The organism is Mycoplasmopsis arginini, assembly GCF_965278885.1.
Taxonomy (GTDB): domain Bacteria; phylum Bacillota_I; class Bacilli_A; order Mycoplasmatales; family Metamycoplasmataceae; genus Metamycoplasma; species Metamycoplasma arginini_B.
In genome coordinates this window covers 1-25,819 of record NZ_CBDIHE010000004.1, presented here as the reverse complement: position 1 = coordinate 25,819, position 25,819 = coordinate 1, and the positions used below count along the sequence as shown (strand labels likewise).

At 26.6% G+C, this 25,819-nt stretch carries 20 protein-coding genes; 12 read left to right on the top strand and 8 right to left on the bottom strand.

Annotated elements, in window-relative coordinates; genetic code table 4:
* Positions 1-2: 2 nt before the first annotated feature.
* The 4 genes from ACQW0Y_RS01875 to ACQW0Y_RS01860 form a co-directional block, all read right to left on the bottom strand.
* Positions 3-1,646: a DAK2 domain-containing protein gene (locus tag ACQW0Y_RS01875; RefSeq protein ID WP_427867485.1), complete on the bottom strand. Its 1,644-nt coding sequence runs from the start codon at positions 1,644-1,646 to the stop codon at positions 3-5.
* Positions 1,646-1,942 (bottom strand): hypothetical protein, encoded by a 297-nt coding sequence (locus ACQW0Y_RS01870; protein WP_427867484.1) that lies wholly within the window; start codon positions 1,940-1,942, stop codon positions 1,646-1,648. The genes ACQW0Y_RS01875 and ACQW0Y_RS01870 overlap by 1 nt, the downstream gene beginning before the upstream one ends.
* Positions 1,943-1,953: 11 nt before the next feature.
* On the bottom strand, positions 1,954-3,210 hold the full coding sequence (glyA, locus tag ACQW0Y_RS01865; protein WP_427867483.1) for a serine hydroxymethyltransferase: 1,257 nt from the start codon (positions 3,208-3,210) through the stop codon (positions 1,954-1,956).
* A gap of 72 nt (positions 3,211-3,282) precedes the next feature.
* Positions 3,283-3,804 (bottom strand): hypothetical protein, encoded by a 522-nt coding sequence (locus ACQW0Y_RS01860; protein WP_427867482.1) that lies wholly within the window; start codon positions 3,802-3,804, stop codon positions 3,283-3,285.
* 188 nt (positions 3,805-3,992) lie between these two features.
* Here ACQW0Y_RS01860 and ACQW0Y_RS01855 point away from each other — a divergent pair, with 188 nt between their 5' ends.
* Positions 3,993-6,914, top strand: a complete 2,922-nt coding sequence (locus ACQW0Y_RS01855; protein WP_427867481.1) for an AAA family ATPase — start codon at positions 3,993-3,995, stop codon at positions 6,912-6,914.
* A 43-nt stretch (positions 6,915-6,957) separates the two neighbouring features.
* Here ACQW0Y_RS01855 and ACQW0Y_RS01850 read toward each other — a convergent pair whose 3' ends face one another.
* On the bottom strand, positions 6,958-7,110 hold the full coding sequence (locus ACQW0Y_RS01850) for a hypothetical protein (RefSeq protein WP_427867480.1): 153 nt from the start codon (positions 7,108-7,110) through the stop codon (positions 6,958-6,960).
* A gap of 170 nt (positions 7,111-7,280) precedes the next feature.
* On the opposite strand from ACQW0Y_RS01850, the gene ACQW0Y_RS01845 reads away from it, so the two are divergent.
* A complete protein-coding gene (locus ACQW0Y_RS01845; RefSeq protein WP_060823397.1) occupies positions 7,281-7,577 on the top strand; it encodes a hypothetical protein in 297 nt (98 codons plus the stop codon).
* A gap of 51 nt (positions 7,578-7,628) precedes the next feature.
* Here ACQW0Y_RS01845 and ACQW0Y_RS01840 read toward each other — a convergent pair whose 3' ends face one another.
* Positions 7,629-8,477: a leucine-rich repeat domain-containing protein gene (locus ACQW0Y_RS01840; RefSeq protein ID WP_427867479.1), complete on the bottom strand. Its 849-nt coding sequence runs from the start codon at positions 8,475-8,477 to the stop codon at positions 7,629-7,631.
* Between the two features lie 68 nt (positions 8,478-8,545).
* On the opposite strand from ACQW0Y_RS01840, the gene uvrB reads away from it, so the two are divergent.
* The 10 genes from uvrB to ACQW0Y_RS01790 all read left to right on the top strand — a co-directional run bounded on the left by uvrB (position 8,546) and on the right by ACQW0Y_RS01790 (position 23,071).
* Positions 8,546-10,510 (top strand): excinuclease ABC subunit UvrB, encoded by a 1,965-nt coding sequence (gene uvrB, locus ACQW0Y_RS01835; protein ID WP_427867478.1) that lies wholly within the window; start codon positions 8,546-8,548, stop codon positions 10,508-10,510.
* Between the two features lie 123 nt (positions 10,511-10,633).
* The gene (locus ACQW0Y_RS01830; RefSeq protein ID WP_427867477.1) at positions 10,634-12,214 is read left to right on the top strand and encodes an MnuA family membrane nuclease; all 1,581 of its coding nucleotides are present in this window, start codon (positions 10,634-10,636) and stop codon (positions 12,212-12,214) included.
* Between the two features lie 109 nt (positions 12,215-12,323).
* On the top strand, positions 12,324-13,979 hold the full coding sequence (locus ACQW0Y_RS01825; RefSeq protein ID WP_427867476.1) for a ribonuclease J: 1,656 nt from the start codon (positions 12,324-12,326) through the stop codon (positions 13,977-13,979).
* Between the two features lie 12 nt (positions 13,980-13,991).
* Positions 13,992-15,194 carry a hypothetical protein gene (locus tag ACQW0Y_RS01820; protein WP_427867475.1) on the top strand — a complete coding sequence of 401 codons (1,203 nt, stop codon included), beginning with the start codon at positions 13,992-13,994 and terminating at the stop codon, positions 15,192-15,194.
* Positions 15,195-15,203: 9 nt separating this feature from the next.
* Positions 15,204-17,078 carry a hypothetical protein gene (locus ACQW0Y_RS01815; RefSeq protein ID WP_427867474.1) on the top strand — a complete coding sequence of 625 codons (1,875 nt, stop codon included), beginning with the start codon at positions 15,204-15,206 and terminating at the stop codon, positions 17,076-17,078.
* 78 nt (positions 17,079-17,156) lie between these two features.
* Entirely contained in the window at positions 17,157-17,819 is a 663-nt protein-coding gene (locus ACQW0Y_RS01810; protein WP_427867473.1) for a LemA family protein, read from the top strand.
* Positions 17,820-18,041: 222 nt separating this feature from the next.
* Positions 18,042-20,006 (top strand): DNA topoisomerase (ATP-hydrolyzing) subunit B, encoded by a 1,965-nt coding sequence (gyrB, locus tag ACQW0Y_RS01805; RefSeq protein ID WP_427867472.1) that lies wholly within the window; start codon positions 18,042-18,044, stop codon positions 20,004-20,006.
* Between the two features lie 10 nt (positions 20,007-20,016).
* Positions 20,017-20,769, top strand: coding sequence for a phosphotransferase (locus tag ACQW0Y_RS01800; RefSeq protein WP_427867533.1), 753 nt, complete (start codon positions 20,017-20,019; stop codon positions 20,767-20,769).
* Between the two features lie 17 nt (positions 20,770-20,786).
* Complete coding sequence (locus ACQW0Y_RS01795) at positions 20,787-22,265, top strand: phosphotransferase family protein (RefSeq protein ID WP_427867471.1); 1,479 nt, start codon at positions 20,787-20,789, stop codon at positions 22,263-22,265.
* Positions 22,266-22,279: 14 nt separating this feature from the next.
* A complete protein-coding gene (locus tag ACQW0Y_RS01790; RefSeq protein WP_427867470.1) occupies positions 22,280-23,071 on the top strand; it encodes a hypothetical protein in 792 nt (263 codons plus the stop codon).
* Positions 23,072-23,090: 19 nt separating this feature from the next.
* Here the strand turns inward: ACQW0Y_RS01790 and ACQW0Y_RS01785 are convergent, their stop codons facing one another.
* Together ACQW0Y_RS01785 and ACQW0Y_RS01780 are read right to left on the bottom strand one after the other, a co-directional pair.
* Entirely contained in the window at positions 23,091-24,827 is a 1,737-nt protein-coding gene (locus ACQW0Y_RS01785; protein ID WP_427867469.1) for an MATE family efflux transporter, read from the bottom strand.
* Between the two features lie 30 nt (positions 24,828-24,857).
* Positions 24,858-25,628, bottom strand: coding sequence for a DUF2779 domain-containing protein (locus tag ACQW0Y_RS01780; protein ID WP_427867468.1), 771 nt, complete (start codon positions 25,626-25,628; stop codon positions 24,858-24,860).
* Between the last annotated feature and the right edge of the window lie 191 nt (positions 25,629-25,819).

The following is a 25,819-nucleotide window of genomic DNA, read 5'->3' as shown; positions in this document are numbered from 1 at the left end:
TCCTATTCAGCAGAAATTAGATAGGGATAAATATTTTGTCCACCATTGTAAATTTCAACGGAAACATTAAAGTTAATTTCAATATAATTTTGAAGCTCATTAACATCGGCCTCAGTCACATCTTGACCGTAAAAAATAGTAACAATTTGAGTTTCACTATTAATAAGGTTGTGAAGTAATTTGATTGCGGCCCCATTAAATGTTGAATCTGTATCTTTTAATTTACCTTCTTGAATAGCCATAAAATCACCGGCTTTAACTTTAATTCCATCTAATTTAGTTGTCTTGATTGAAGGAGATACTTCTCCATAATGAATATTTAGTAAAGCATCATTCATTAATTGTTGGTTATCTGTAACAGTATTTTCTTCACTATAGTTATATAAGACACTTAATGTTTGTGCTTGTGACTTGGTAGGAACTACAATAATCTTTTTGTCTTGAACGATAGTTGAAGCTTGTTGTGCTGATAAAATAATATTTTTATTATTTGGAAAAATAAATATTGTTTCAGCTTTAACGGAATTAATTGCAGATACAATATCATTAATTGAAGGATTATTTGTTTGTCCACCTTCAACAATGTAAGCAACGCCATTTTCTTTTAACAAGTCAATAATTCCTGAACCTGAATTACATGAAATAATTGCTGATTTTTTCATTGGTGTACATTCTGAATTATTATCGCAACATTCTTCTTCTTTTTTGTGATTATCGCTATTTTTCTTACTGTCATTTGCTTGAAGAGTCATGTTTTCAATTTTTACTTTAATAAATTGTCCTAAATTATTTACAGTATTTAAAACATCGCCAGGTCTAACAGCATGAATATGAACTTTTAAGAAAGATTCATCTTGTACAACTACCATTGAACTACCATGTCTTTCGAGTTTAGCAATTAAAGTTTCTTTATTAAATTTCTTTTTATTTTTTAATTCAACAATAAACTCTGTGCAATATCCAAATTCGCCATCAAAAACCTCGGTATCAGATATAAATTTATTAACTTCAACTTGTTTGTCTAATAAAGTAACAGGTTGTCCTTCGAAATAAGCAAGAATTCCTTCTAATACTGCATAAAGCCCTTCACCACCTGAATCTGTTACTTCAACTTCTTTTAAAACAGGTAATAAGTTAGGTGTATTATCGCAACTTCTTCTTGCTAGTTCAACAGCAACTTTAGCAACTTCAGTAATATCACTATCAATTAAAATGTTTTCTTTTAAACCTTCAGCAGTTTGTCTAATAACTGTTAGTATTGTTCCTTCAATTGGTTTTAAAACAGCCTTGTATGCAAATTTTGCAGCTTCTTCAAAACCTTTAACTAAATCATAAGAATTGATTTCATTCTTATTTTGAAAAGCAACAGAAAAACCTTTAAAAATTTGACTTAAAATAACTCCTGAATTTCCACGAGCTGAAAATAATAAACCTTGTGCTATTTTGCTTGAAACATTAGCAATACTATAATCATTATTTAGTTCTACTTTTTCAGCCGATAAAATGGTAGAGGCCATATTTGAGCCTGTATCTCCATCTGGAACCGGGAAAACGTTTAAAGCATTAATAAGATTTTGTTTGTTACTCAAATTATAAGCACCGGATAGCACAGCCTCCAGTCATTGTTTACCATTTACTTTTCTCATTATTTAATTCCTTTAATATAAATACATAGTTTTGATAATTTTAGGTTTTCTTTTTTTAATTGATAATTGACAATTTGATATATTTCTTCGACAATAATTTTTGCATTTAGGTTAACGATAATAATTAAACCAATAGTTAAATTAACACCGTTTTTATGTTTTTCATTTTTTTCAACAATAAGACCTGAATTAGGAAAATTAATTCCATTTTTCGAATCTAGTTCCTTAAAATCCACAACTCCAGCAATTGTTGCAATTCAGTTTTTAATTTTTGTTTCTAATGTTTCAATTGACATAACACCTCCAATTATTTTTTTATGTAATTTCTCTTAATTGGAAACATACTTGTTAATTTAGATACTTCTTTTTTAATGATTATTTTTAATGAATCATTATAAGGGTCTCTTAATAACTTATCAATTAAATTAGCTAAGATAATAAATTCATCTTCACCAAAACCACGAGAAGTCATCGCTGCTGATCCAAGACGAATCCCACTTGACACTAATGGGCTTTCTGTGTCATTAGGTATTGAGTTTTTATTTACAGTAATGTTGCATTCTTGTAAAATAGCCGAAGCTTCTTTTCCTGTTAAACCATAAGTAGTCTTAACATCAATCATGAATAAATGATTTGCAGTTAGTCCTGATATAACTTTTGCACCTTTGTTAATAAAAGTTTGACAAAAAACTTTTGAATTTATTAATAGTTGTTTTTGATAATCAATAAATTCAGGTTGTAAGGCTTCGAAAAATGAAACCGCTTTTCCGGCAATTTGGTGGAATAAAGCCCCTCCTTGGCAACCAGGGAAAACAGCTTTATCTATTTTTTTAGCTAACTCTTCATTGTTAGTTAAAATAATAGCTCCTCTTGTTCCTCTTAATGTTTTATGAGTTGTAGTCATAATAACATCAGCATAACCAACAGGTGAAGGATGTAAACCAGCAATAATCAAACCTGAGATATGTGAAATATCAGCAAATAAATAAGCCCCAACTTTATCTGCGATTTCTTTAAACTTATCAAAATGAACAATTTGTGAATAAGCAGAGTAGCCACAAATTAACATTTTAGGTTTTACTTTTTTAGCAATTTTTAATAATTCATCAAAATCAATAACTCCGTCTTTATTAACCGAATAAGAATATGAATCATAAAAAATACCGCTAAAAGAAATTTTATAACCGTGTGTTAAGTGACCGCCAGAATCTAATGAAAGGCCAAGAACTCTATCACCAGGTTTTAAAAGTGCCATATATACTGCAGCATTAGCAACTGAACCAGAATAAGGTTGAACATTTGCAAAATTAACTTTAAAAAGTTTTTTTGCTCTTTCTTGTGCTAAAAGTTCGACTTGGTCAATAAATTCACAACCACCGTAATATCTTTTTCCAGGATATCCTTCACCATATTTATTTGTTAAACATGAACCAACAGCGTTAATTACGTCTTCTGATACATAATTTTCTGAAGCAATTAATTCAATATGATCACTTTGTCTTTTTGCTTCATTATTAATCATTTCACTTATTTCTTTGTCTACTAAAGATATTTTTTTATACATATACTTTCTCCTATTCCCCATTTTTTTACGTTATATATAAAAATTTATAGATAATAAAAAAACTAAACTAAATTAGTCTAGTAATGATTTTTTTGTTCTTTCTTCTTCTTCAAAAAGTTTTCTTTGTTTTTCTTTTCTCTTTTTATCAATATGTTTAACTAATAATAGTAATGGCAATGCTAAAAAGGCAAGACCAACAGCAGGCATAACTCTATATGGTCAATCCTCGATACCTGATGATACTAAAAATGAAGCCATAGCTATTGCAAAAGGAACTAAAAAGATGAATGAGTTAGGTCCAAAAACTTTAAATTTAAATACTAATAGTGATACTACTGCTGTTTGTAAAACTACGATTAAAAATGCTATTGGTAATAAAGTATCTCATCTTCCTAAATTTTTTGTGTTGCTAAATGCTCAGCCATCTCTGCCAAGTAAAATGAATAATACAAAAGAAGGAATGGCAATTAGAAATAAACCCGTAAGAGCAACTCTTCATGAATTAGAAAGTGTTTTTCTCTCTTTTTTAATTTCTAAAGTTTGGTAATTATTAATGTTGATTTTCTTATTTTTTCACTTTTTATTATTTGACATTTTAATACCTCTTAAAATAAGTTTATTTTTAAATTTTACCAAAATTAAAATTTTATTTTAAACTAAAAAAGGTTATTTAAAACCCGTTCTAAAAAAATAAACAAATAAAAATTTTAAATTTACTTTTTAAATTTATCATTATAATGTTAATAACACTTTATTTAAGGTTAAAAAAAGAAAGGACAATAATGAAATTAATTCAAGTCGAAGCACATGGTTTTAAATCATTTGCTGATAAGGTGACTTTAAAGTTTGATGGTGGTGTTGTTGCTATTATCGGACCTAATGGGTCTGGAAAGTCTAACATAAATGATGCTATTCGTTGAGTTTTAGGTGAAACTAGTTCAAAAGTATTACGTGGAGATAACATGGAAGATGTTATTTTTGCCGGTTCTAAAACCGAAAAGGAAATGAATAGAGCAGAAGTTATTTTAACATTTGATAACCGTGACAGAGCAGCAAATATACCTCATGATTTTTTTACAATTTCACGTGTTTTAAATCGTGGTAAGGGCTCAAACGAATATTACATTAATGGTGAAATAGCAAGACAAAAAGATATTAAAGAAATTGCTATGCAAAGCGGTATTTCAAAATCATCACTAGCTATTATTGGTCAAGGAACTATTTCAGATATTGCTGAAGCAACACCTGAAAGACGTAGAGAAATTTTTGAAGAAGCTTCGGGAACTTCAATGTATCGTTCAAAAAAACAAGAAGCAATGCGAAAATTAGAAAGAACCCAAGAAGCCCTAGAACAAATTGCTATTGTGGTTTCTGAATTAGAAAAACAAATTAAACCATTACAAAAACAAGCAGAAAAAGCAAAAGCTTACAAATTAATGAGCGAACAACTAAAGGAAGTAGAAGTTTCTTTATTAGTTCATGACTTTATGGCTTATTCTGAAAGATTAGAAGTGTTAAATTCTGACTCTTTAATTTATAAGCAAAAGAAAGAAGACCTAGAAATTAAGATTAAATTATATTCTGAAATTGTTAAACAAAAGAATGATTTAATGTTTAATTTGGATAATACAATAAGTACTTTATCAACACGTATTGATGAAATAACAAAAGAAATTTCTGACTTAGAAATTAGATCAGCAAGAGAATCTAAACAAAGAGAAATGTTGATAAATGGAACTTTAGAATCTAATAGTAAACAAAAACAAGAAGCTTTAAAAGAGGAATTAAATAATTTAAATACTAAAATTCTTTTAGCTAAAAACTTTGTTAAAGAACAAAAAGAAAAAATTAGTGAAATTAATCAAAAAATGACTGATTTATCTGCTTTAAAAAATGATTACAAAAGAAATCTTGATTCAGAAAAAGAAAAACTACAAAAAATCAACTCAAAATTAGACTATATTGAAGAAATTAAATACAGTAAAAATAACCTACAAAAAGGAACTAAAAACATTGTAGAAAATGCTGGCTTATTTAAGGGTTATAAAGCACTAGTTTCGGAAATTATTAGTGTAGAAGAAAAATATGGTTTAGCAATTGAAACAGTTCTTTCAAACGCTTTACAACATATTGTAGTAGATAATTCAGATACAGCTGTTAAAGCCATTGAATTTTTAAAAAGTAATAGAGGCGGGAGAGCAACATTTATTCCTCTTGCATCAATCAACCCTAAATATGTTCTAGAACAACATATCGTTGTTGCTCAAACTCAAAAAGGTTTTTTAGGAGTTGCTTCGGAATTAGTTTCAACAGCTCGTGAGTTTGATATTTTAAAAAGATTTTTATTAGGAAATATTTTGGTTACTGACACGATTGAAAATGCAAACAGATTATCTTTATTATTGGAAAAAAGATATATGGTTGTTACCCTAGAAGGAGACATAATTAGAGTTGGTGGAGTGTTAAGTGGTGGTCAAAAAAATGATCATACTTCAACATTTGGTCTTGATGAACAAATTAAACAGTTAGAATCAATAAAACCAGCAATCCTAAGCAGTATTTCTGACAAACAAAACAAAGTTAATGAATTAGATCAAGAAATTCAAAAACTAGGTAGTCTATTTTCAAACCTAAGTTTAGACTTAACAAAACAAGAATTATCTTTAGGTGAAAATTTAACTAAATTTGATGAATTAAGAATCCAATATGAGAATATTTCAAAAGAAAAATTAGATTCATTAGAAACAATTGACATAGCTTATGAAATTCAAAAACTAGTGTTAGAAAGAAGTGAACTTTTAACAAATAGAACTTCACAAAATGAGTTATTACAAGTTGCTAAAAAAGAATTTGCTGATGCTAATTCTAAACAAAGTAGTGCAAACAACGAGTTAAATATTTTAATTACTGAAAATTCAAAACAAATAGCCGACAAAGCAAAAGCAGAAGCAGCTATTAGTTATGCAAAACAAAGATTGTCAGAACAATATAATATGCTTTTTGAAACAGCAAAAGAACTTTACAATCCTGAAATTAATTTTGATGTTGCAAGAAAACTAGTAAATGATTTAAAAAGTGATATTAAAGAATTAGGTCATGTTAACCTTGACTCAATTAATCAATTAAAAGAAACTGAAGATAGATATAACGAAGTTAAAAAACAAGAGAAAGATATTATCGATGCAAAAGTAACAATTGAAGAAGTTATTAGTGAAATGGATAAAATCATTATTGAAAGAATTACCAATACCGTAACCTTAGCTAACCAAGAATTCAAATTTGTCTTTTCAAAAATGTTTGGTGGTGGTATGGCAGAAATAAGATATACCGAGCCAGATAATTTATTAGAAAGTGGTATTGATGTTATGGCCCAACCTCCTGGAAAATCAATTAAGAACCTCAAACTATTTTCAGGTGGTGAAAAAGCTTTAATTGCTATTTCATTGTTATTTTCTCTATTAAAAGCAAAACCATTACCATTATGTATTTTAGACGAAGTGGAAGCCGCTTTAGATGAAGCAAATGTTATTCGTTTTGCTGAGTTTCTACAAAGTCTTAAAGAAAATACTCAATTTATCGTCATCACCCACCGTCAAGGAACAATGGAAAGAGTTGATAAACTTTATGGTGCAACAATGCAAAAACGTGGTGTAACAACATTCTTTAGTGTTAACTTAACTGAAGCTAAAAAATTAATTGATTAAAATAAAAAAATTATTGAGGCAAAACTCAATAATTTTTTAATACTTACTTTTTCTTAGAATCTTTGTATTCTTGAACAAGTTTATTTAAATCTTTTGCTTTAATTGTTCCAGTTTTTTCAAAATCTTTAGTAATTTTTTCTCTTAAAGCAACGCCAGCTTTTTTAGTTTTTGTTGTTTTTGTAGTTTTTTCAGCCATATAAATCCTTTGATTTTTTGTAGTATATAGTTATTATTTTAAATTAAAATAATTTAAAATGATCAATTTAGTTTAATTCGCTAAGAAGGTCTTATTTTATGGCTAAAGGTCTTTAAATATAATTATGGTATAATATAAAAAGCAAATTAATTATATAAAAGGAGAATGATATGTATGGTTTAGTTTTTTATCTAAAAAAAGAAATCTTAATCAGAGAATATGGCAAAGGCGAAGCAAATTACAAGCAAGCCTATGAAGATGTTAGAGACATCTTAAGACATTATGGATTTCATTGATTATCAAACAGTTTTTACTTTTCGCGTTCAATTAATAATTTATTACAAATTACAAAAGCACTTCAACATATCAAAACAATTCCTTGATTTAAAAAATCTTTAGTATCACTTCACGTTTTTAAAATGGAAGATTTATCAAATTTTACAGAGTACATTATTGATGAAAAATAAGCAAACAACCAGTGCTTATTTTTTTTAAAATAAAAAACCAACAAAAGTTGGTTAATCATTAATTGTATAATATAACTTTTCGTTTTTTGTTAAGGCTTCTTTTAGTAATGTTTTTAATTCTGCGTTTTGAACAGTTAAAGCAACTACATTAACTCCTTCAATTTCTCCAACAAATCAAAATAGTCTTTCTGACACTCTCGATAAATCTTGGTGTAATCGTAATGAAGCAAATTTATTTAATGCTAAAGCTGATTGATCAATAGTATTAATATTTACTAGGTTAATATTTGTTAATTGATTTTTAGCTAATACACCGCTGCTTAATCTCTTTAGATTTGTTGCCACTTCAAGGTTTATTGAAGTAATTTGGTTGTTATAAAAAGCCCTTTCTTTTATTTCAGTTACTGAACTAGGTAAAACAATTGTTTTTAATTTATTATCTTTAAATGCATCTTCTTCAATTTTAGTTAAATTACTTGAAGAAATATCAAATTCAATTTCTTTTAGACCCAAACCTTCAAAAGCACCGTTTTCAATTACTTTCAATGTTCCGGGAAGAATAATTTTATCAATGTTAATTTTGTTTTCTTTTACATTAAAAATACCAGGAGCATAAGCAAATTCGGGAGCAACATTTGCTTGCTCACTTGTGTTTAAAAATAAACCATGTAGGGCTTGTGCTGAAAAAGCACCTGCTGGAATAATTTCTAGATTTGTTTTACTTAAATCAAGTGTTTTTGTATCTTTATTATAGTTATCACGACCTGCAGCACCTAAAACGAAATCCTTAGCAAATTCATTTAAAGTTTCCTTTGAACCGCAAGAAACTACTAATGATGCTGAAATAACTGGTAAAGCAAAACCTGTTAATGTTAATAATAATTTTTTAGTTGTTTTCATAATTGCCTAATATTTTACCATAAAAACATGTTTTTATGTTTTTAAACCCAATGGTATATAATTAAATAATGAAGAATTTTAAGTTAGTTTCAAAGTATAAACCTTCAGGCGACCAGCCTAAAGCGATACAGGAATTAGTTGAAGGATTAAAGGAAAATAAACAGCATCAAGTTCTTTTAGGTGTTACTGGTTCTGGTAAAACATTCACTTTAGCTAATGTTATAAATGAAACAAATAGACCTGCTTTAGTTATCAGTCATAATAAAACATTAGCAGCACAAATCTATCAAGAATTAAAAGAATTATTCCCTGAAAATAAGGTGGAATATTTTATTTCATACTTTGATTATTATCGTCCTGAATCATATATTCCTAGACAAGATTTATATATAGAAAAATCGTCGACTACTAATGATGAAATAGAAGCTATGCGTATTTCAACTCTCAACTCTTTATTGAATCACCATGACACAATTGTTGTTGCTTCTGTTGCGGCAATATATGGAGCTTTTAACCCTAATGAATACAAAAAACATTTCTTAGAAATTTTTAAAGGCCAAAAAATTGATTTGAAAACCATTAAAACAAGTTTAGTCCAAATGTTATATTTAAATAAAGGGATTCAACCTGATATTAATTTTGGTGAATTTCAAAGTTTTGGAAGTGTAGTTACAATTTGCCCTGGTTATAAATTTAATGGTTTAATAAGAATTGAATTATTTGATGATCAAATTGAGTCAATCAAAATTATTGATAGAGTTACAAAGGATATTATTGAAACAATCGAGGAAATGACAATATATCCAAGTACAACTTTTATAATGGACAAAAATTTTGCTAGTTCAATTTGTAATGAAATTGAAGAGGATTTAAATAATCAACTTAAATTTTTTAAAGAGCAAGATAAACTATTGGAATATGAAAGATTAAAACAAAGAATTTTTAATGACATTGATTCAATAAAAGAATTTGGCTATACAAAAGGTATGGAAAATTATGCGCGTTATCTAGACCGGAGACAACCTGGAGAAAAACCATATACAATGCTTGACTATTTACCAAAAGACACAGTAATTTATATTGACGAAAGTCACTTAATGTTACCACAATTAGAAGCAATGTATAAAGGTGATTACTCAAGAAAGAAAACATTGGTAGATTACGGCTTTAGATTACCTTCTGCGTTAGATAATCGACCACTAAAATATGAGGAATTTTTTAATTATAATTTTCCTAAAATTTATTTATCAGCTACTCCAAATGAGGAAAGAGAAATAGAGTATGCTAATGGTGAAGTTATTACTCAAATTATTCGTCCAACTGGATTACTTGACCCAATAATTGAAATCTTGCCAAAACAAAATCAATCTGCAAGAATCTTCGATATGCTTCAAGAACAAATTAAAAAACAAGAAAGAACTCTTATTTTAACTACAACAAAGAATAGTGCTGAAGAATTTTCTAATTTTTTAAAAGAGAAAAAAATTAAATCAGCCTATATTCATCATGAACTAGAAGTTTTTGAGCGAAATGCAATTTTAACAGGATTAAGGGCAGGCAAATTTGATGTTGTTATTGGAATTAACTTATTAAAAGAAGGGATTGACCTTCCCGAAGTTAGTTTGATTATTATTTTAGATGCTGATCTAGGTGGAATGAATCGTGATAAAACATCATTAATTCAAATAGTCGGCCGAGGGGCAAGAAATGACCATAGCAAAGTAGTTTTCTTTGCAGATAGTTATTCAGAAGCTATGAAGCAAACTATAGAAGATAATTTAACAAAAAGAAAAATTCAAATTAAATATAATCAAGATAATAATATTATTCCGCAAACTATTATTAAGCCTATTCCAAAAATAGACTTGGATTTGATATTAAATTCTAAAATTACTAAAGACAATAAATTTAAAACAGATAAAAGTTACATTAATAAATTAATTAAAAAAATGGATGAAGCCGCTAAAAATTGAAGGTTTGAAGAGGCTGCTGAAATAAAAAATTTACTATTTGAGCTTGGTCATAAGTTTTAATTATAAAAATTTATAATTTAGTAATTTTCCCTTTTCTTCTTAAATTAAAAACAAATAAAAATGGGGTTATTTTTGGTGAAAAAATAGCCAAATTTTTTATTTTTTTGGTGTAAGATATAGAGTATGAACAAAGCAAAAAAAATTATACTTATATTATCGGGAATAGGCCTTTCTACCTTACCGCTTATATCATCAAGCTGTAAATCAGAAAAGGCTCAACCTTCTGAATACAAAGTTAAATATGAAAATAGAATGTTGGAAATTTATAATAATTTACATAAGTTTGAAAATAATTCAAATTCCATAATTAATGCTGAAGTTCAAAAATTTCAAAATACTATGAATTCTACGTCACAAGACTTAGAAAATTTATTAAGAACTCATTCAGAAAATGAATCATATAAACTTTTATTAGATAAATTAAATATAGAATACGATAACTTTATTAAAACAATAGAAAAAATTAAAAACCAAAATGAACAACCTGAAAATCCAGGTAACGGAACTGAAACTCCGAATCCAGAACAACCCGAAAATCCAGGATCTGAAAATAAAAACCCTGGTAATGGATCCGGAAATGAAAACTCTGGTAATGGAACTGAAACTCCAAATCCAGAACAACCTGAAAATCCAGGATCCGGAAATGAAAATCCAGGTAACGGATCCGGAAATGAAAACCCTGGTAGCGGAACTGAAACTCCGAATCCAGAACAACCTGAAAATCCAGGCAATAGTCCTGAACAACCAAATCCTCAACCAAATGAAGATACAAAAATTAAATGAGGACATTGAAATATATTAAACTTTACTGGAGACCGTAGCAAACAAGAAAAGAAAACAAAGAGAATTGCTTTATTAGCAAATGAAGAAAAATTTGATGTTTTAGGTTTAACTGAAGTAAATAATGAAGAAGGCATTAAGACGCTTGTTGATGAGTTGAATCAATTGAATAACTCTAACTTTTATTCTTATGTAATTTCAAAGAAATTAAAAGGCGAACAATTTGGTAAATCAGCTGCAGAACATGTTGCTGTAATTTACAATAATCAAAAAATGGAAGCCGAAGCTTTTGATAATAATAATATCGGTTATAGTTACACTGAAAAATTTACTGACGAATTTGGTGATATTAACGCACAATACTCAAGACCTCCATATGGTGTTAAATTTAAGTATAAGTTAAAACCTGAAACAAAACTAACTTTTGTGTTTGCTCATTTTGATGGACCAGGTGTATCAAAAAGTAATAAAGCAATAGGTGAAAAATCTTATAATGGTTTAGGGTCATTTGAATATCGTGAAGCTAAACAACTAGCCACTGTTTTAGATTATTTTGATTCAATTGATGGTGAACAAAGCAACATATTTTTTGGTGGTGACACAAACATAATTTTAAATAAACAAAATTTAGCATTTAGTACATTGGAAAATAAATATAAATCTGTTTTTTCAGATATTGAAGAGCACAAAACATCACTTGGCAGAAAAGATAATTATTCAGAACCATATGACAAAATGTTTTATAAAACTAATTATCAACTTGTATCATTTGAAAAATTTGATTTATATAAAGTAAGAACTGATGAAAAAGTAAAAGCATTACTTGAAAAACATAATGTTGGGTTAGAAGATTCAGAAAAAATTCATACCACACTTTCGCTAAGTGACCATACTTATATAAGTGCAGAATTTTTAATCAAATAAAGCGGTTTAACTGCTTTATTTTTTTAATTTCTTTTAGAAATAAAAAAAGTTGTTAAAATATTTTTAATTAAAATCTTAAATTTTCAAAAATAATAAAATCGGAGGAACAATGAATAAAGTAAACTTTTTTGCATTAGGTGGTTTGGATGAGAATGGAAAAAACGCTTATGTTTTAGAAATTAATGAAAAACTTTATGTAATTAACTCAGGAACCAAGGTGCCAATTAATTCTCATAACGGGATTGATACTTTAATTTGCAATTATGATTTTTTACAAAGAAGAGCAAAAGATATTGTTGGTGTTTTCGTTACAGATGTTAAAAACAAATCTTTTTCAGCCATACCATGATTATTAATGATGATTCCAGGTCTTAAAATTTATACAAGTCCATTCAATCGTATCGTTTTATTAGATAGAATTTCAAAGTATAATATTGACAACAAAAACTATGAAGTTAAAACTTTAAGAATGCCAATAACACTAAATGGAGTTACAGTTACACCATTTGATTTAGCAGGAGGTCTTCCTGGACAAATTGGTCTTAATTTTGAATATCAAGAAGGTAATATTCTTTTTATGACAAACTTTGTTGATGGAGATTTAGGTCCTTATGGAAAAACTGACGTAAATCAAATTAAACAAATTATTAATAACAATAAACCCTTACAACTTTTATTATTAGATTCAGGTCGTTCTAATTATCCTGGAAGAAGTATTGACAAGTTATGAATTTCTAAAAAAATTGAATATAAATTTAAAGAAACACCAAATAATAAAAGAATTATTGTTGGTCTTTATGATGAAGATATGATTACTGCACATGAAGTATTAGTTTTAGCAAAAAGATACAACCGTCCAGTAGTAACATATGGAAGAAACTATTCACAATTAATTAATTTGGTAGCTAAAATTAGTCCTGATTTACAATTGCCTGAATTTATAGATTACCGGATTGCTAATGAAACAACAAATGCTGTAATTTTAGTTACAGGAGCTATAGAAAGGCTTTATCTAAGATTTATAAGAATTGCCTCAAATAATGATGTTTACTTGAAGTTAAGACCAGATGACGCCGTTATAGTTATCGCTCCACCAGTTAACGGTCTTGAAGTAAATTATGCTTTAACATTGGATGAAATAGCAAGAAATACAGCAAATCTTATTGAATTAGGTTCAGATCAATATTATTCATGTAATCCATCTAAAGAAGATATTTTTAATATTATAAAAACTTTAAAACCAAAATATTTTATTCCAATTCAGGGACTATATAGATATTTAGTTGTTGCTTCATATATTGCTCGTGATGCTGGTATGAATTTTAATAAATGTATTGTTTTACAAAATGGAAAGGTTGCAGAGTTTGTTAATAATGAATTAGTTTCTCAAAAACACTCAATTAAAAATGTGGGGGATACAATTATTGATGGTTTTGGAATTGGTGATATTTCTCAAGAAGTTATTAATGAAAGAGAAAATTTATCAAGAGATGGTGTTATTGCTTTAAGTACACTAATTGATTTTAAAACTAAAAAACCAATAGGCCAGCTTCATATTTCATCATACGGAATTATTACAAAAGATAATAAAGAAATAATTACCAATATTGCTAATGATTTATTTGCTAAAGAATTTAATCAAAAAGAAGCAAAAGATATTGATTTAAAAGATATTCAAGAAAGACTAAGAAAAAGCATCAAGAGAAAAATTTACAAAATATTAAGTAAAGAACCAATGATTGTTATCACTTTATACGAAGTTTAAGAAGGTAAAAAAATGGCTGAGGCAATAGAAAAAACAAAAGAGGAAATAATAAACACACCTAAAAAAACAAAAAACAAAAAAGCATATTTTTTTTGAAAGGATAAACCTTTTATTTGAACTATAATAAGTTTTATAGTTGTTTTTTTCTTTGTAATCTCTTTTTTAAATATCAAAGGATTAACCACTCTTTATTCTTACTCATTTGGTTTATTTTTTGGAATGTTTTCAATAGCCATATTTGTTTTTATCTTGTTAATAGGCATCAAACAAATTTTTAAATTAAAAAGTTCTTATTCAATTGGAGTATTTCATTTCAGTTTTTGGAGGCTCGCGCTACTTCTGGTTGCTCTTTCTCTACTTGGTACAGCAATTTATTATGCTAAATTTAAACCTGAAGAATATAGTTATAAAAATGCATTTCAGGCTATTTTTGGTAAGTGATATTTAGATTATAAAAACGAGTCAACATTATGATTGCCAAATAAATGAACGCCCGGAATTATTTTTTCTTTCATTTATGTTCTTAATGCTTTTCCCGGTGGTAAGTTTGGTGTTATTTTATCTTTTATTATTTCTATTGTTTTTATTGTTATTATTTTATGTTTATTCTTTATTAGCGATAATAAATTTAAATCAATATTTAATAGAAAAAATAAGAATAAAAAAGAAATAAAAAACGAGAATTTAAATGCTAATTTAGATAAGAAAGATTTCTTTGCACAAGAAAATGCAACAAAAGAAACAATAACTATTGATGACTCTAAAATAGTTGAAACTCAAGAAAACTATATTATTGATTTAAGTAAAACAAATGAAACACCACAGAAAGAAGAAGTTATTAAAACATCGATCAATATCATTCCTGATGAGCCAGATTTTAGTACACAAGAAATAGAACTAAATTCGATAGATTCAAAAGAAGAAATGATAATTAAAAAAGAAATTTTAAATGATGTGGATTTTGCTGAAATAGAAACACAAGAAATTAAAAATATTTCTAATTCTGATGTTAAGAATGAAGAAATACTTACAAATAATGATAATAATGTTTTCTTAGAACAAAGTGATTTAATAACAAATAATCAAAAACAAAATCAAACCATTTTTGACAAAGAAATTTCTAATAAAAACTTAAGTGAAAATAAAATTGCCAAAGAAGATTCGAAAGAAAAAACAAAATTTACTTTAGTTAAGGATAAAGAAGACTTATTTTAGGAGATTAAAATGAGTGAAACACAAAACCAAGATAAAAGAAGAGAATTTAAACAAATTAATTGAAATAGAATTTTTACAAATCAAACCCAAAATATTTATGAACCATTAGTGAACAATATTCAACCAGCTGTTGATAATATTTTTAAAAAATATATTTATTCTGGAAATGAAGATTCATTAAAATCTATCGATAAAAATATAGAAGAAATAAAAACAATAGAAACAGAAATTGAAGAACGCAAAAAAACAGACAAAATTATAGGAAGAAAATTTGCAAACGGATTAATTTTCTTTTTATTCTTTTTGATTATTGGGTTGTTCTTTTTATCGTTCTTTTTAAAGAATAAAAAAGTAATTAAATCATTTCTAATATTTGAATCAGAAAAAAGACAAATAATTAAAGAAAAAATTGCAGAAAATAACGTTACCTTAATAACACTATTTAATCAATATTCATTAATTGATTGAAAAAACAAAGTTTTAAACAAAATGAATATTAAGAATGTTTATGGAATTGACCCGAAAGATTTTGATTTTTTTTATGAAGCCCCTGGCTTTTATGGATTTAATTCAATAGAGAAATACAATATTAGAAACTCATTTTATTATGATGTAATTTATACAAAAGAATATTGAAAAGATATTGTTACCCAAGGAACAGGATATATTACCGTTAAAACAAAAGATGGTTGAACTACAGAACCAGTTTATGCATATCATACCGAACCTACACCATTTATGGATGTCAAGCATGCGATTAATGTTCCCACAAATTATCGTCCAGATTTAATTTTAAATGAAACAGCTGATTACTTAACTTTAAAACAATATAATAAAATAATTAAGAAAGGTGAATTCCTACTTGAAAACCCTGAGTTTTATCAACACTATAATTTTAGTTATAATGACAAAATAGGATTTATTGATTATTTTAAACTAAAAACGCAAGAAAATTTCGTTGAATATTCCAAGTACTTTTCGGGTAAAAAATATATTTTCGGTAAATATGAAAATAATATTTATGTATCTAGAAATTTTAAAGAAAACTTTATGGCTTATTCAATTTCACATAACTGAATAAATTCAGCCTTTGATTTATCTAAAATTGTAACAATAGATGATGTTTACTCATATATGGTACAAACAATTTTTAGTGTATTACAACCCACTTTTAAAGCTTTGACTCAAATATATCTAAATACTAATATTGCTTCAGAAAATTATCAAAAAAGAGATAGATATTTATCTGATTATGTTTTTGATGAACACAAATCAATGGAACAAGCAAATAAAAAATATGAATTTAACGTATATGAAATAATGAATAAGGCAAGTTCTTCATTTAAATTTAGTATGAAAACGCAAAAGCCTGCTAAAAATATTGGTATTACATATTCAGAGTTAGTAAAGGACGTTAACGATGATTCAGGCCCAATAGCTATTAAATCTAAAATGTTTTCATATTGAAAAGAAAATTTGATAGACCATGTTTATACAAGGGGTATAGTAGTTGACGTTCCTTTTGAAAGATTTTATCCTTTCTCAGAAGATAAGTGAATTATTTTTATACCTGGTTGAGCAACACAAGAAGATCGAAACTTTTTATCTTATAAAGATAATGAGTCTGAATCTTCAATACACTATAAATTAAAATTTATAGAAGAAGCAGGAGATGGTTTATACGACTATAATATTAATTTCTTAAAGAATAATAGAAATGATTTACTATACTTAATACATTTAATTAAAGCCTCTAAAAATACATTTTTAAAATCGGTAGATCATAAAATATTAATCGATAAAGATGGACTTTTTGTTTTTGTTAATGATAATATAGACAAGAACAAAATTCAACAAATTTTCAACATTTTCAGAAAAAATTAAACTTTATTTATTAATTAAACTAAAATATAAGTATATTTTATTTTTTAAAAATACAAAAAAATATACAAGGAGAACAAAATGTTATTTGATTCAAGAACACCTCAACAATCAGAAGGTTTTAAACCAAATGTTGATAACACAATTAAACACCCTGAACCAACAGGTGGAGAAAAATTTTTATATATTCTATTTTTTATATTAACATTAGGAATTTTTTGATTTGTAACTATTTCTAGAAAAAATTACTTATTAGCTAAAATGAACAGAATTCAAGAAGCTTCTTCTTTAATTCAAGCAGCTGAAAAGAAAAGAGGGTCAACTCTTTTAAAACAATTAGATGTTGTTAAAGGATATGCTAACTTTGAAAATAAGACTCAAACTGAGATTGCAAAATTGCGTTCACAACTAGTTGATTTAGATAAAGAAACTGATACTAAAAAACTTAACGAAAAACTTAACACAATTCAAGCAGGTTTAAATTTCCAATTTGAACAATATCCAAACCTAAAAGCTGATAGAACATTCTTACAATTCCAAACTGAAATTGCTATTCAAGAAGATGAAATTTATGCAACAATTAGAAACTACAATGCAATTGTTAGAAACTTTAATTCAGAAATTTACCAATTCTGAACAAATATTGTAGCTAAGAAAATAAATGCATATAACCAACCCTTATTCCAAGCTTCAGAATCAGAAAGAAAAGATATTGATACATCAAGTCTAGCAAATATGTTTTAAATCTAAAAAGCACTTGAATTAGTGCTTTTTATTTTTTATACTTAAAATAAAAAGAAAAACTTAAATTAGGTACAATAAAAGTTCCCTTTTTAAATATCAAAAAGTTTGATTTAAAAATAAAAATTTGTATTGGCTTATTTATAAGCCAATTTTAATGCTTTTTTTGATATAATTGTTAATTATAATTGCTATGCAATTATATTACTAGTTAAGGAGAAAATAATGTCAGAAGAAAAGAAATATGTTGCTAGTGATATTCAAGTTTTGGAAGGATTAGACCCAGTTCGTGTTAGACCAGGGATGTATATTGGTTCAACGGGATATAAAGGAATTCACCATTTAATTTGAGAAATTCTTGATAACTCAGTCGATGAAGCCATGGCTGGTTATGCTACCGAAATTAGTGTCACCTTATACCCAGATAACTTTATTGAAATAGAGGACAATGGTAGAGGAATGCCTGTTGATATTCACCCATCAACTCAAAAGTCTGCTGTTGAAACCATTCTAACTGTTTTACATGCTGGTGGTAAATTTGATTCAAGTAATTATAAGGTGAGTGGTGGTCTTCACGGTGTCGGAGCATCCGTTGTTAATGCGTTAAGTGACTCTTTTGAAGTTTGAGTTAAAAGAAATGGAAAATTACATTATCAAAAATATGAAAACGGTGGTAAGCCGCAAGAACCTTTAAAAGTTATTAGTGAAGTTCCTGAAAATGAAACTGGTACAAGAATTAAATTTCACCCAGATTATACTGTTATGGACAAAATTGCATTTGATTTTGGAACTATTAGTGATCATATAAAACAAGTAGCCTACTTAAATAAAGGTTTAAAATTTAACATAACTGATTTAACAAAAAACACTAAAAAAACATATTGTTTTGATGGTGGAATTATTGATTATGTTAAAGAACTAAATAAAGGTAAAAAGACTATTAATGCTGATGTTATTTATGCATTAGGTTCTTTTACAGATTTTGATAAACCAAATGAAGATGATATAAATAACAAACCAGCCAAAAGAGTAGATATTTTAGTAGAAGTAGCATTTCAATATAATGAAGCTTATCAATCAACAGTTATTTCTTATGCAAATAATATTCAAACAACAGAGGGTGGAACCCATGAGAGTGGTTTTTATGATTCGATTGTTAGAATTTTTAACAAATATGCAGAAGAAAACAAATTATTAAAAGGTAATGAAAAAATTAGTAAAGAAGACTCTAAAGAAGGTTTAATTGCAGTTATATCAATTAAACATAGCGATCCTGTTTTTGATGGTCAAACTAAATCTAAATTTGGTTCTGTTAATGCTCGTTATGCAACAAATAAAGTCGTTTCAGAAGTATTGGAAAGATATTTAGCGGAAAATCCCAATATAGCAAAAAATATCATAAATAAATGTTTACAATCACAAAGAGCAAGATTAGCTGCTAATGCTGCTAAAGAAGCATCAAGAAAAAAAGATGGAATGGAGTTTAGTGGACTTCCTGGAAAATTGGCAGATTGTTCTTCAAAAAACGCCGAGCTACGTGAATTATTTATTGTCGAAGGTAATTCTGCTGGCGGTTCAGCAAAAGGTGGTAGAAATAGATCAATTCAAGCAATTTTACCATTAAGAGGTAAAGTTATTAATGCTGAAAAAAATGATAGAGTTAAGTTTTTATCAAACCAAGAAATTCAAACAATTATTCATGCCTTAGGAACTGGAATTGGTGAAGACTTCAATATTAATAAATTAAAATATCACAAAATTATTATTATGACGGATGCCGATGTCGATGGTGCACATATTTCAACGTTATTATTAACATTCTTTTACCGTTACTTAAAACCTTTAATTGAATATGGTTTTGTATATATTGCTATGCCCCCTTTATATAAAATAGTTTCTGGAAAAGTAACTGAATATGCTTATAATGATTTACAAAAAGAAGAAATTTTAGCTAAGTTAGAAGATAAAAAAAATATTTCAATCCAACGTTACAAAGGGCTTGGAGAAATGGATGCTGAACAACTATGAGAAACAACAATGAACCCAGAAACAAGAAAAATGTTACAAGTTCAAATTAATGACATGGCAGTTTGTGATCGTGTGTTTACTACATTAATGGGTGAAGAAGTTGATCCAAGACATGACTTTATTGAAGAAAACGCTAAGTATGTTTCAAACATTGATTTTTAGTTAAGGATTTATAATGGAATTAGTAAAAAATCAAGGTTTTACAAATAAAACATACTATGATCCTCAAAGTAAACAGTTTATTAAAATAAAAAATCATGATTCATTTAATCATAAAACACCAAATGAAATTTTAAATTGTTTTATTTTTGTTCCTAAAACTATTTATGAGGACGAAGAAAAAGTTGTTAATGAATGAATTGATGGAGATATTTTAAGCCCAGAAACATTAACCAACGATCAATTAAGAGAAATTGGAAAAAAATTAATTGCTTTACATAATTCAAAATTAAAGTTTTATAAAGAAAACCAAGTAGCTAGAAGATTTAAAGTTTACCGTGAAAAAATTTCAAAACTAGGCCGTAAAATCCCGGTTTTAGATAAACATTATAAAAAGATAAATTTATTTTTGAAAAATATTGATAACTCAGCCCCAGTACACAATGATCTTTGATTATTTAATTTTATAAATAATCAGAAAGAAATCTTTATTACTGATTGAGAATATGCAACAATGGGTGATGTTCATTTTGATTTAGCTTATTTTATTGAATCATCTAATTTAAATAAAGAACAAGAAAGAATATTTTTAGAAGCTTATGGAGATGATTTTGAACCTAAATATTTATTAGCACATAAAGTTATAGTAAATGCTTTAATTGCTTTATGAATTAATAAACATGAAGTAATTCCTTTTGACGATTCTTTATATTTAAAAAGAGTTGATAAACTTATTTCTGAATATGATAAAGAATATAAAATTTAACAATTAGAGAATATGCTATGTATTTAAAAGAAAACAAAATTTATAATAATGATCAAAATAGTGAACAAATTGAGTTAATGTATCAAATGATTACATCTACTTTTGGTAAAGAATTAGCTAATAAAATAACTCACGCCCGTTTTGATTTTAAAGAGTTTAATAATGTTTATTTTATTGCTAAATATGAAGAAACATGGGTACAAATTAGAATTCCTAAAAGCAAGTTTGTTTGAGAATTTGAAAACGAATATATTGTAATAAAAAATTTTAAGGATTATTTATTTGTTAAAGATGGAATATTTATTAAAAAATGATTTCCTGGAGTAGATTTATTTCAATTAAAGTTAACAAATGAAATTATTTATTCAATTTTAAATTGTGTGAAAAATTTTCAATTTTTTAATATTGACATTAAAAAATTCAACTGAAATAAGTTTAAAATATCTGATAAAAAATATCATGAATTATTACACAAGTATAAAGATGAAGAACTTGTTTTAAGTCATAACAACATTCAAAAACATAACATTATAGTGAATAAATATGGTTTTGTTAAATTAGTTGATTTTGACAACGTTAGTTTAAATTCCCCTTATTTTGATTTAGTCTTATTACATATTAATATTGGAATTAGCAAAAAAATAATTATTGATTTTTTTAATTTAAGTGAAGAGAAGTTTGATGACTATATGTATTTAGTTAATACTTTTAGAGAAGCTGAATACAAAAAGGATTATCGTAACTTAACTATTAATAAAGATAAAGCACACGAATTACTAAATGTGTACAAAACTAAAACATCAACAAAACATAATAAATTTATTGTTCACAAACAACACAACCAGTTTGATAACCGCTTAAAAATTAATAAAATTGAACATTTTTATTTTGTACCAACTTTTATTTATGAAGATGAAAATAAAATTATTTGAAGATGATTAACAAGGAAAGATAATTTTGAATTAAATACAAGAACCATTAAGATTCTTGCAAAAATAATGCGAACGTATCACGATTCCGATGTAGCATTTCCTGATTATATTCTAGATGAAAAAGTTTTTTGGTATTTAAATAATATTAATAAAAAAGATTTATTCCTTGAAATTGGAGATAATGATTTTATTGAACAAATTCTTGAGTGAATTAAAAATATAAAAATTGATGCCAATTGCCATAATAACCTAAATTTGGATAGCATTTTATGAGGGGATAACCAAAACATTTATTTAATTGATTGATCTGTTGCTTATAGAAGTTCGAGATTTTTAGATATAGCATTAATGTTTGAAAACTTTCACGTTGCAAATTTTACTGAAGATTTATTTTGGAAAACATATGGTATGAATAAGCCACAGGATTTTTATAAATATAAGTTAATAGCGTTATTTGCAGACTATTTATATAACAAGGTTTTAAATAATGATAATGATCGAGCTAAAAAATTAGCTAAGAGAATGAAACAAATATTAGTTGAACAATATAATAGTAAAAAATAAGTAAAAGAGTATTTATGAAAAAAGACAAAAAAAGAAAAGAAGAATTATTAAATGAAGGCGAAGAAATAAGACATAAAAAGAATCGTAAGCGAATTTTTACATCAATATTGATGTATTCAGGTCTTATTGCTTCAATTGCTACAATTTCGGGAATATCAATTTTTTATTCAACTAATCAAACCAGAAATATTAAATATATTTACGATGACAAAAAAAATATTAATATCACAAAACAAACTACAACAGATAATAAAACTAAAACTATTTTTACTTTAGAAAAAGAAATATTAGCAAAAGACTTTTTTGATTTAGAAAAGCAAGTAAAAATAAAAAAACAAGAAAGTAATTTTGGAATTCATTTGCTAGCGAATTATTCTTTTTATAAAACAGGTTATAATCTAGATAATTTTTTCAATAAAAATAATTCTTATGCAATGGATTTAGATTTAAATAGTACAGATAAGGAAATTGTACAACTTCAACTTTATAATAGTATTGATAAGTTTAATGAGCAAACAAAACATGGTATTACTTTTAAATATTTTATTCAGCAATTAACTAGTTTAAAAATAGCTCTTTCTTATTTCTTCACTAAAGAAGATCAAACTTATTTTATTGAATCTAAAAAAGATGTTACCGGATTTGAAATTAAAGAATTTTTCTTTCAAGTTCATAAGTATTTTAAAGACGAAGTACAAAATCAAGAAATTGTTGGACAAAATTTCATTTTCAAGGCTTTTGCGACAACGAAAGATGGAATAATTGAAAAAATAAAATTTGTATTAGATCTATCATTTGAAATGTAATATAAAAAAACAAGACAATTTAAGCGATTGCCTTGTTTTTATTTAATTCTTCAGTTATGTTTCTTTGTCAATTAACTTTTGCAGCAACAATTTCAAAAATTCCTCATCTAATAAAATCTATTGAAAAGAATAAAAAGTAAGCTAATTCTAAACTTATTGATGATTGACCATCTTGTCTTGAAGGGATAATAATTGCAAAAGTTAATATATTTAATCATATAAAAGATAATGAATGAGCAGCTAGCATAGTAATAGATCCAACTAAATTTCTTCCTCCAGCACCCGGTAATGCCGCAGCAGTATAGAATCAACACCATATTGGATTTATCATTAAAAATGTTAAGCAAGAAAGTAAAAATGTTCTTGTAAATGTTGCTCCAACTTGTGTCTTCATTGCATTTAATCAAATTTGAACATCTTTGTTTTCAAAAAACATTTTGATTTGATGTGAACTAAAGTTTGAATTTCCACCATTTATTGAATTAAATACATTTCTTGCATTATTAATTATTTCCTGGTTAATTACTTTGCTTTTACTTTGTATCATAAATACAGAATTTATTAATTCGGAATTTTCTGAATATAAATAAAATTCAATATTATTTTTAACTGCTTCTTGTGTTCCTTTTGAAGTAGCGGGAGAATACGCTATTCCGAAAATAACACCTACCATTAATAACGACATTCCAAAACCTGCAATTGCATGGAATCCCCTTAAAGCGTAACCATGTTTTTTAGCTTCATCAAAATTGTTCTTACCTAAATTTCCGGCTACAAAATATGAAACGTTAGATGAACAAGCAGAAGTAATTGCAGAAGTAATTGAAGCTAAACTTTCAACTAATCCTAATATTGTTACAGCATTAATTCCCATTCATTTTTCATCGATTCCTGATCCATTTATTAAATCATCTGGGAAGGCTCTAGCTCAAATAATCATTCTAATTGGTAATGTTATCATTGCTGCTATTGTAATAAGCATTGCTGGGAATCTTCTAACAATTTGAATTGCTATTGGTCTTGTAATATAATAAATCTTAAAAATATTAATGAAAATAGGGCGATCCTTATAATATGTTAATAATGAGTCTGATGCTAAACAAACTAAAGCACTTACTATTGACCCAAAAGCAGCATAATATGCATTTCCTCTAAAACCATAAAGTAAAATAGCATTAATTGTTGCATTGCTTAATAATGTTAAACAAGCTGAAACAAAAGCTAAATTTGAATGCCCGGTTTCGTTTAATTGCATATTTGTATTAAAGTTAAATGAGGTTATAATTCATGAAACACAAATTAACATCAAATACATTCTTGCTTCATTAATTGCTGATCCATTTATTTTTGCTCCACCTATTAATCTAATCATAGCATCGGGTTGACTTCCACAGACTATAGAAAATAGAATTGTTATAGCTAAATACATTCAAATTCTAAAGTTCATAATTTGTTTTACTTTGTAAAAATCTTTTTTACCATAATATTGCCCAACAAACATTCCAGCCACGCCTTGAATTGCGAAGAAAATAGTATATATAATACCAGTATATGTATTTGCATATGTTAAAGCATCAATTCCTGAAGGAATATGGCTAACCATAAAATTATCAAGAAAACCATTTAGGCAAAATAAAATTTCACCAATAATAATTGGCCAAGTTTTAGAAAAATATAATTTTCAATCAAATTTAGATTGTGGAAGCAGACGTTTAAAGTAATGTTTTTTTTCTTTTTGTGAAATACTTACTGACATACTTGTCTCCTTTCATTAATTAAAAAATAATTAAAGTGTTCATATTTTCTCTTTAATTTCTTTAATAGTTAAATTTTCATCAAAATCGATATTTTTAATTAATTTTAATAAATCTTTTTTGTAAAGATATTTTTTAATTAAAGCATTTGTTTGATCGGGATCAGATGCTAAAAAAAGCATTTTGTTAACATCGTCACCAGAATATCTGCGCAATTCTTTAATTACTAAATTTTTATTAAGTTTTAAAATAAATTTTTTTCTTTTATCATTAGCTCTTAAACGTGGTATTGCATTAACATATAATCAAAAACCAGTAAAGGCTGCAATAGAACCATTACGTCCATCTGTTCATTTTTTTAATGTTGTAACATTTGATTTTTCAATAGCTTTCTTAATATTTGGAAAGTATTCTTCAGTAAATTTAGGGCCTGTTAATTTTGATAAAGATAAAACAGGACAAGATGGATCAAGTAAAGATTGAACAGCATTTTTAGGGAATAATTTAATTAAAATTTGTTTTTCTAAAGTGGGATTATGACCAATAAAAACTACTTCTTCTATATTAAGTTTGGAATTGATTTCGTATATATGTTTTATTATTTTTTGTTTTAATGTTGACCATATAGACTTAATTGAATTAGTTTTTAGAAAGTCAATAATAAAAGTTCTAGTTTCGAATTTATTATTCTGATTGAGAGCGCCTACCGTATATGCAAAAGGAGTATTAACAGGAATAGCTAATACTCTTGCAAACGGGTCAGATATTGCTTCAAAATCAATATATACGTAATTTTTATTCATAATTAAAAATTATAGCACTTTTGTATTTAAAGACTTTAAGGAGATAATAAACTGATAAAAACAATGTTTTTTATTTAAAATAAGGTATTTTTTCTACAAAAATTTTAATCATTGTTATTTTTTAAAGTTTTAAACGTTTTAAAAATTAAAAATATGGCGTTCCAGTATACGTAAGTAATCTGGCGCCATAT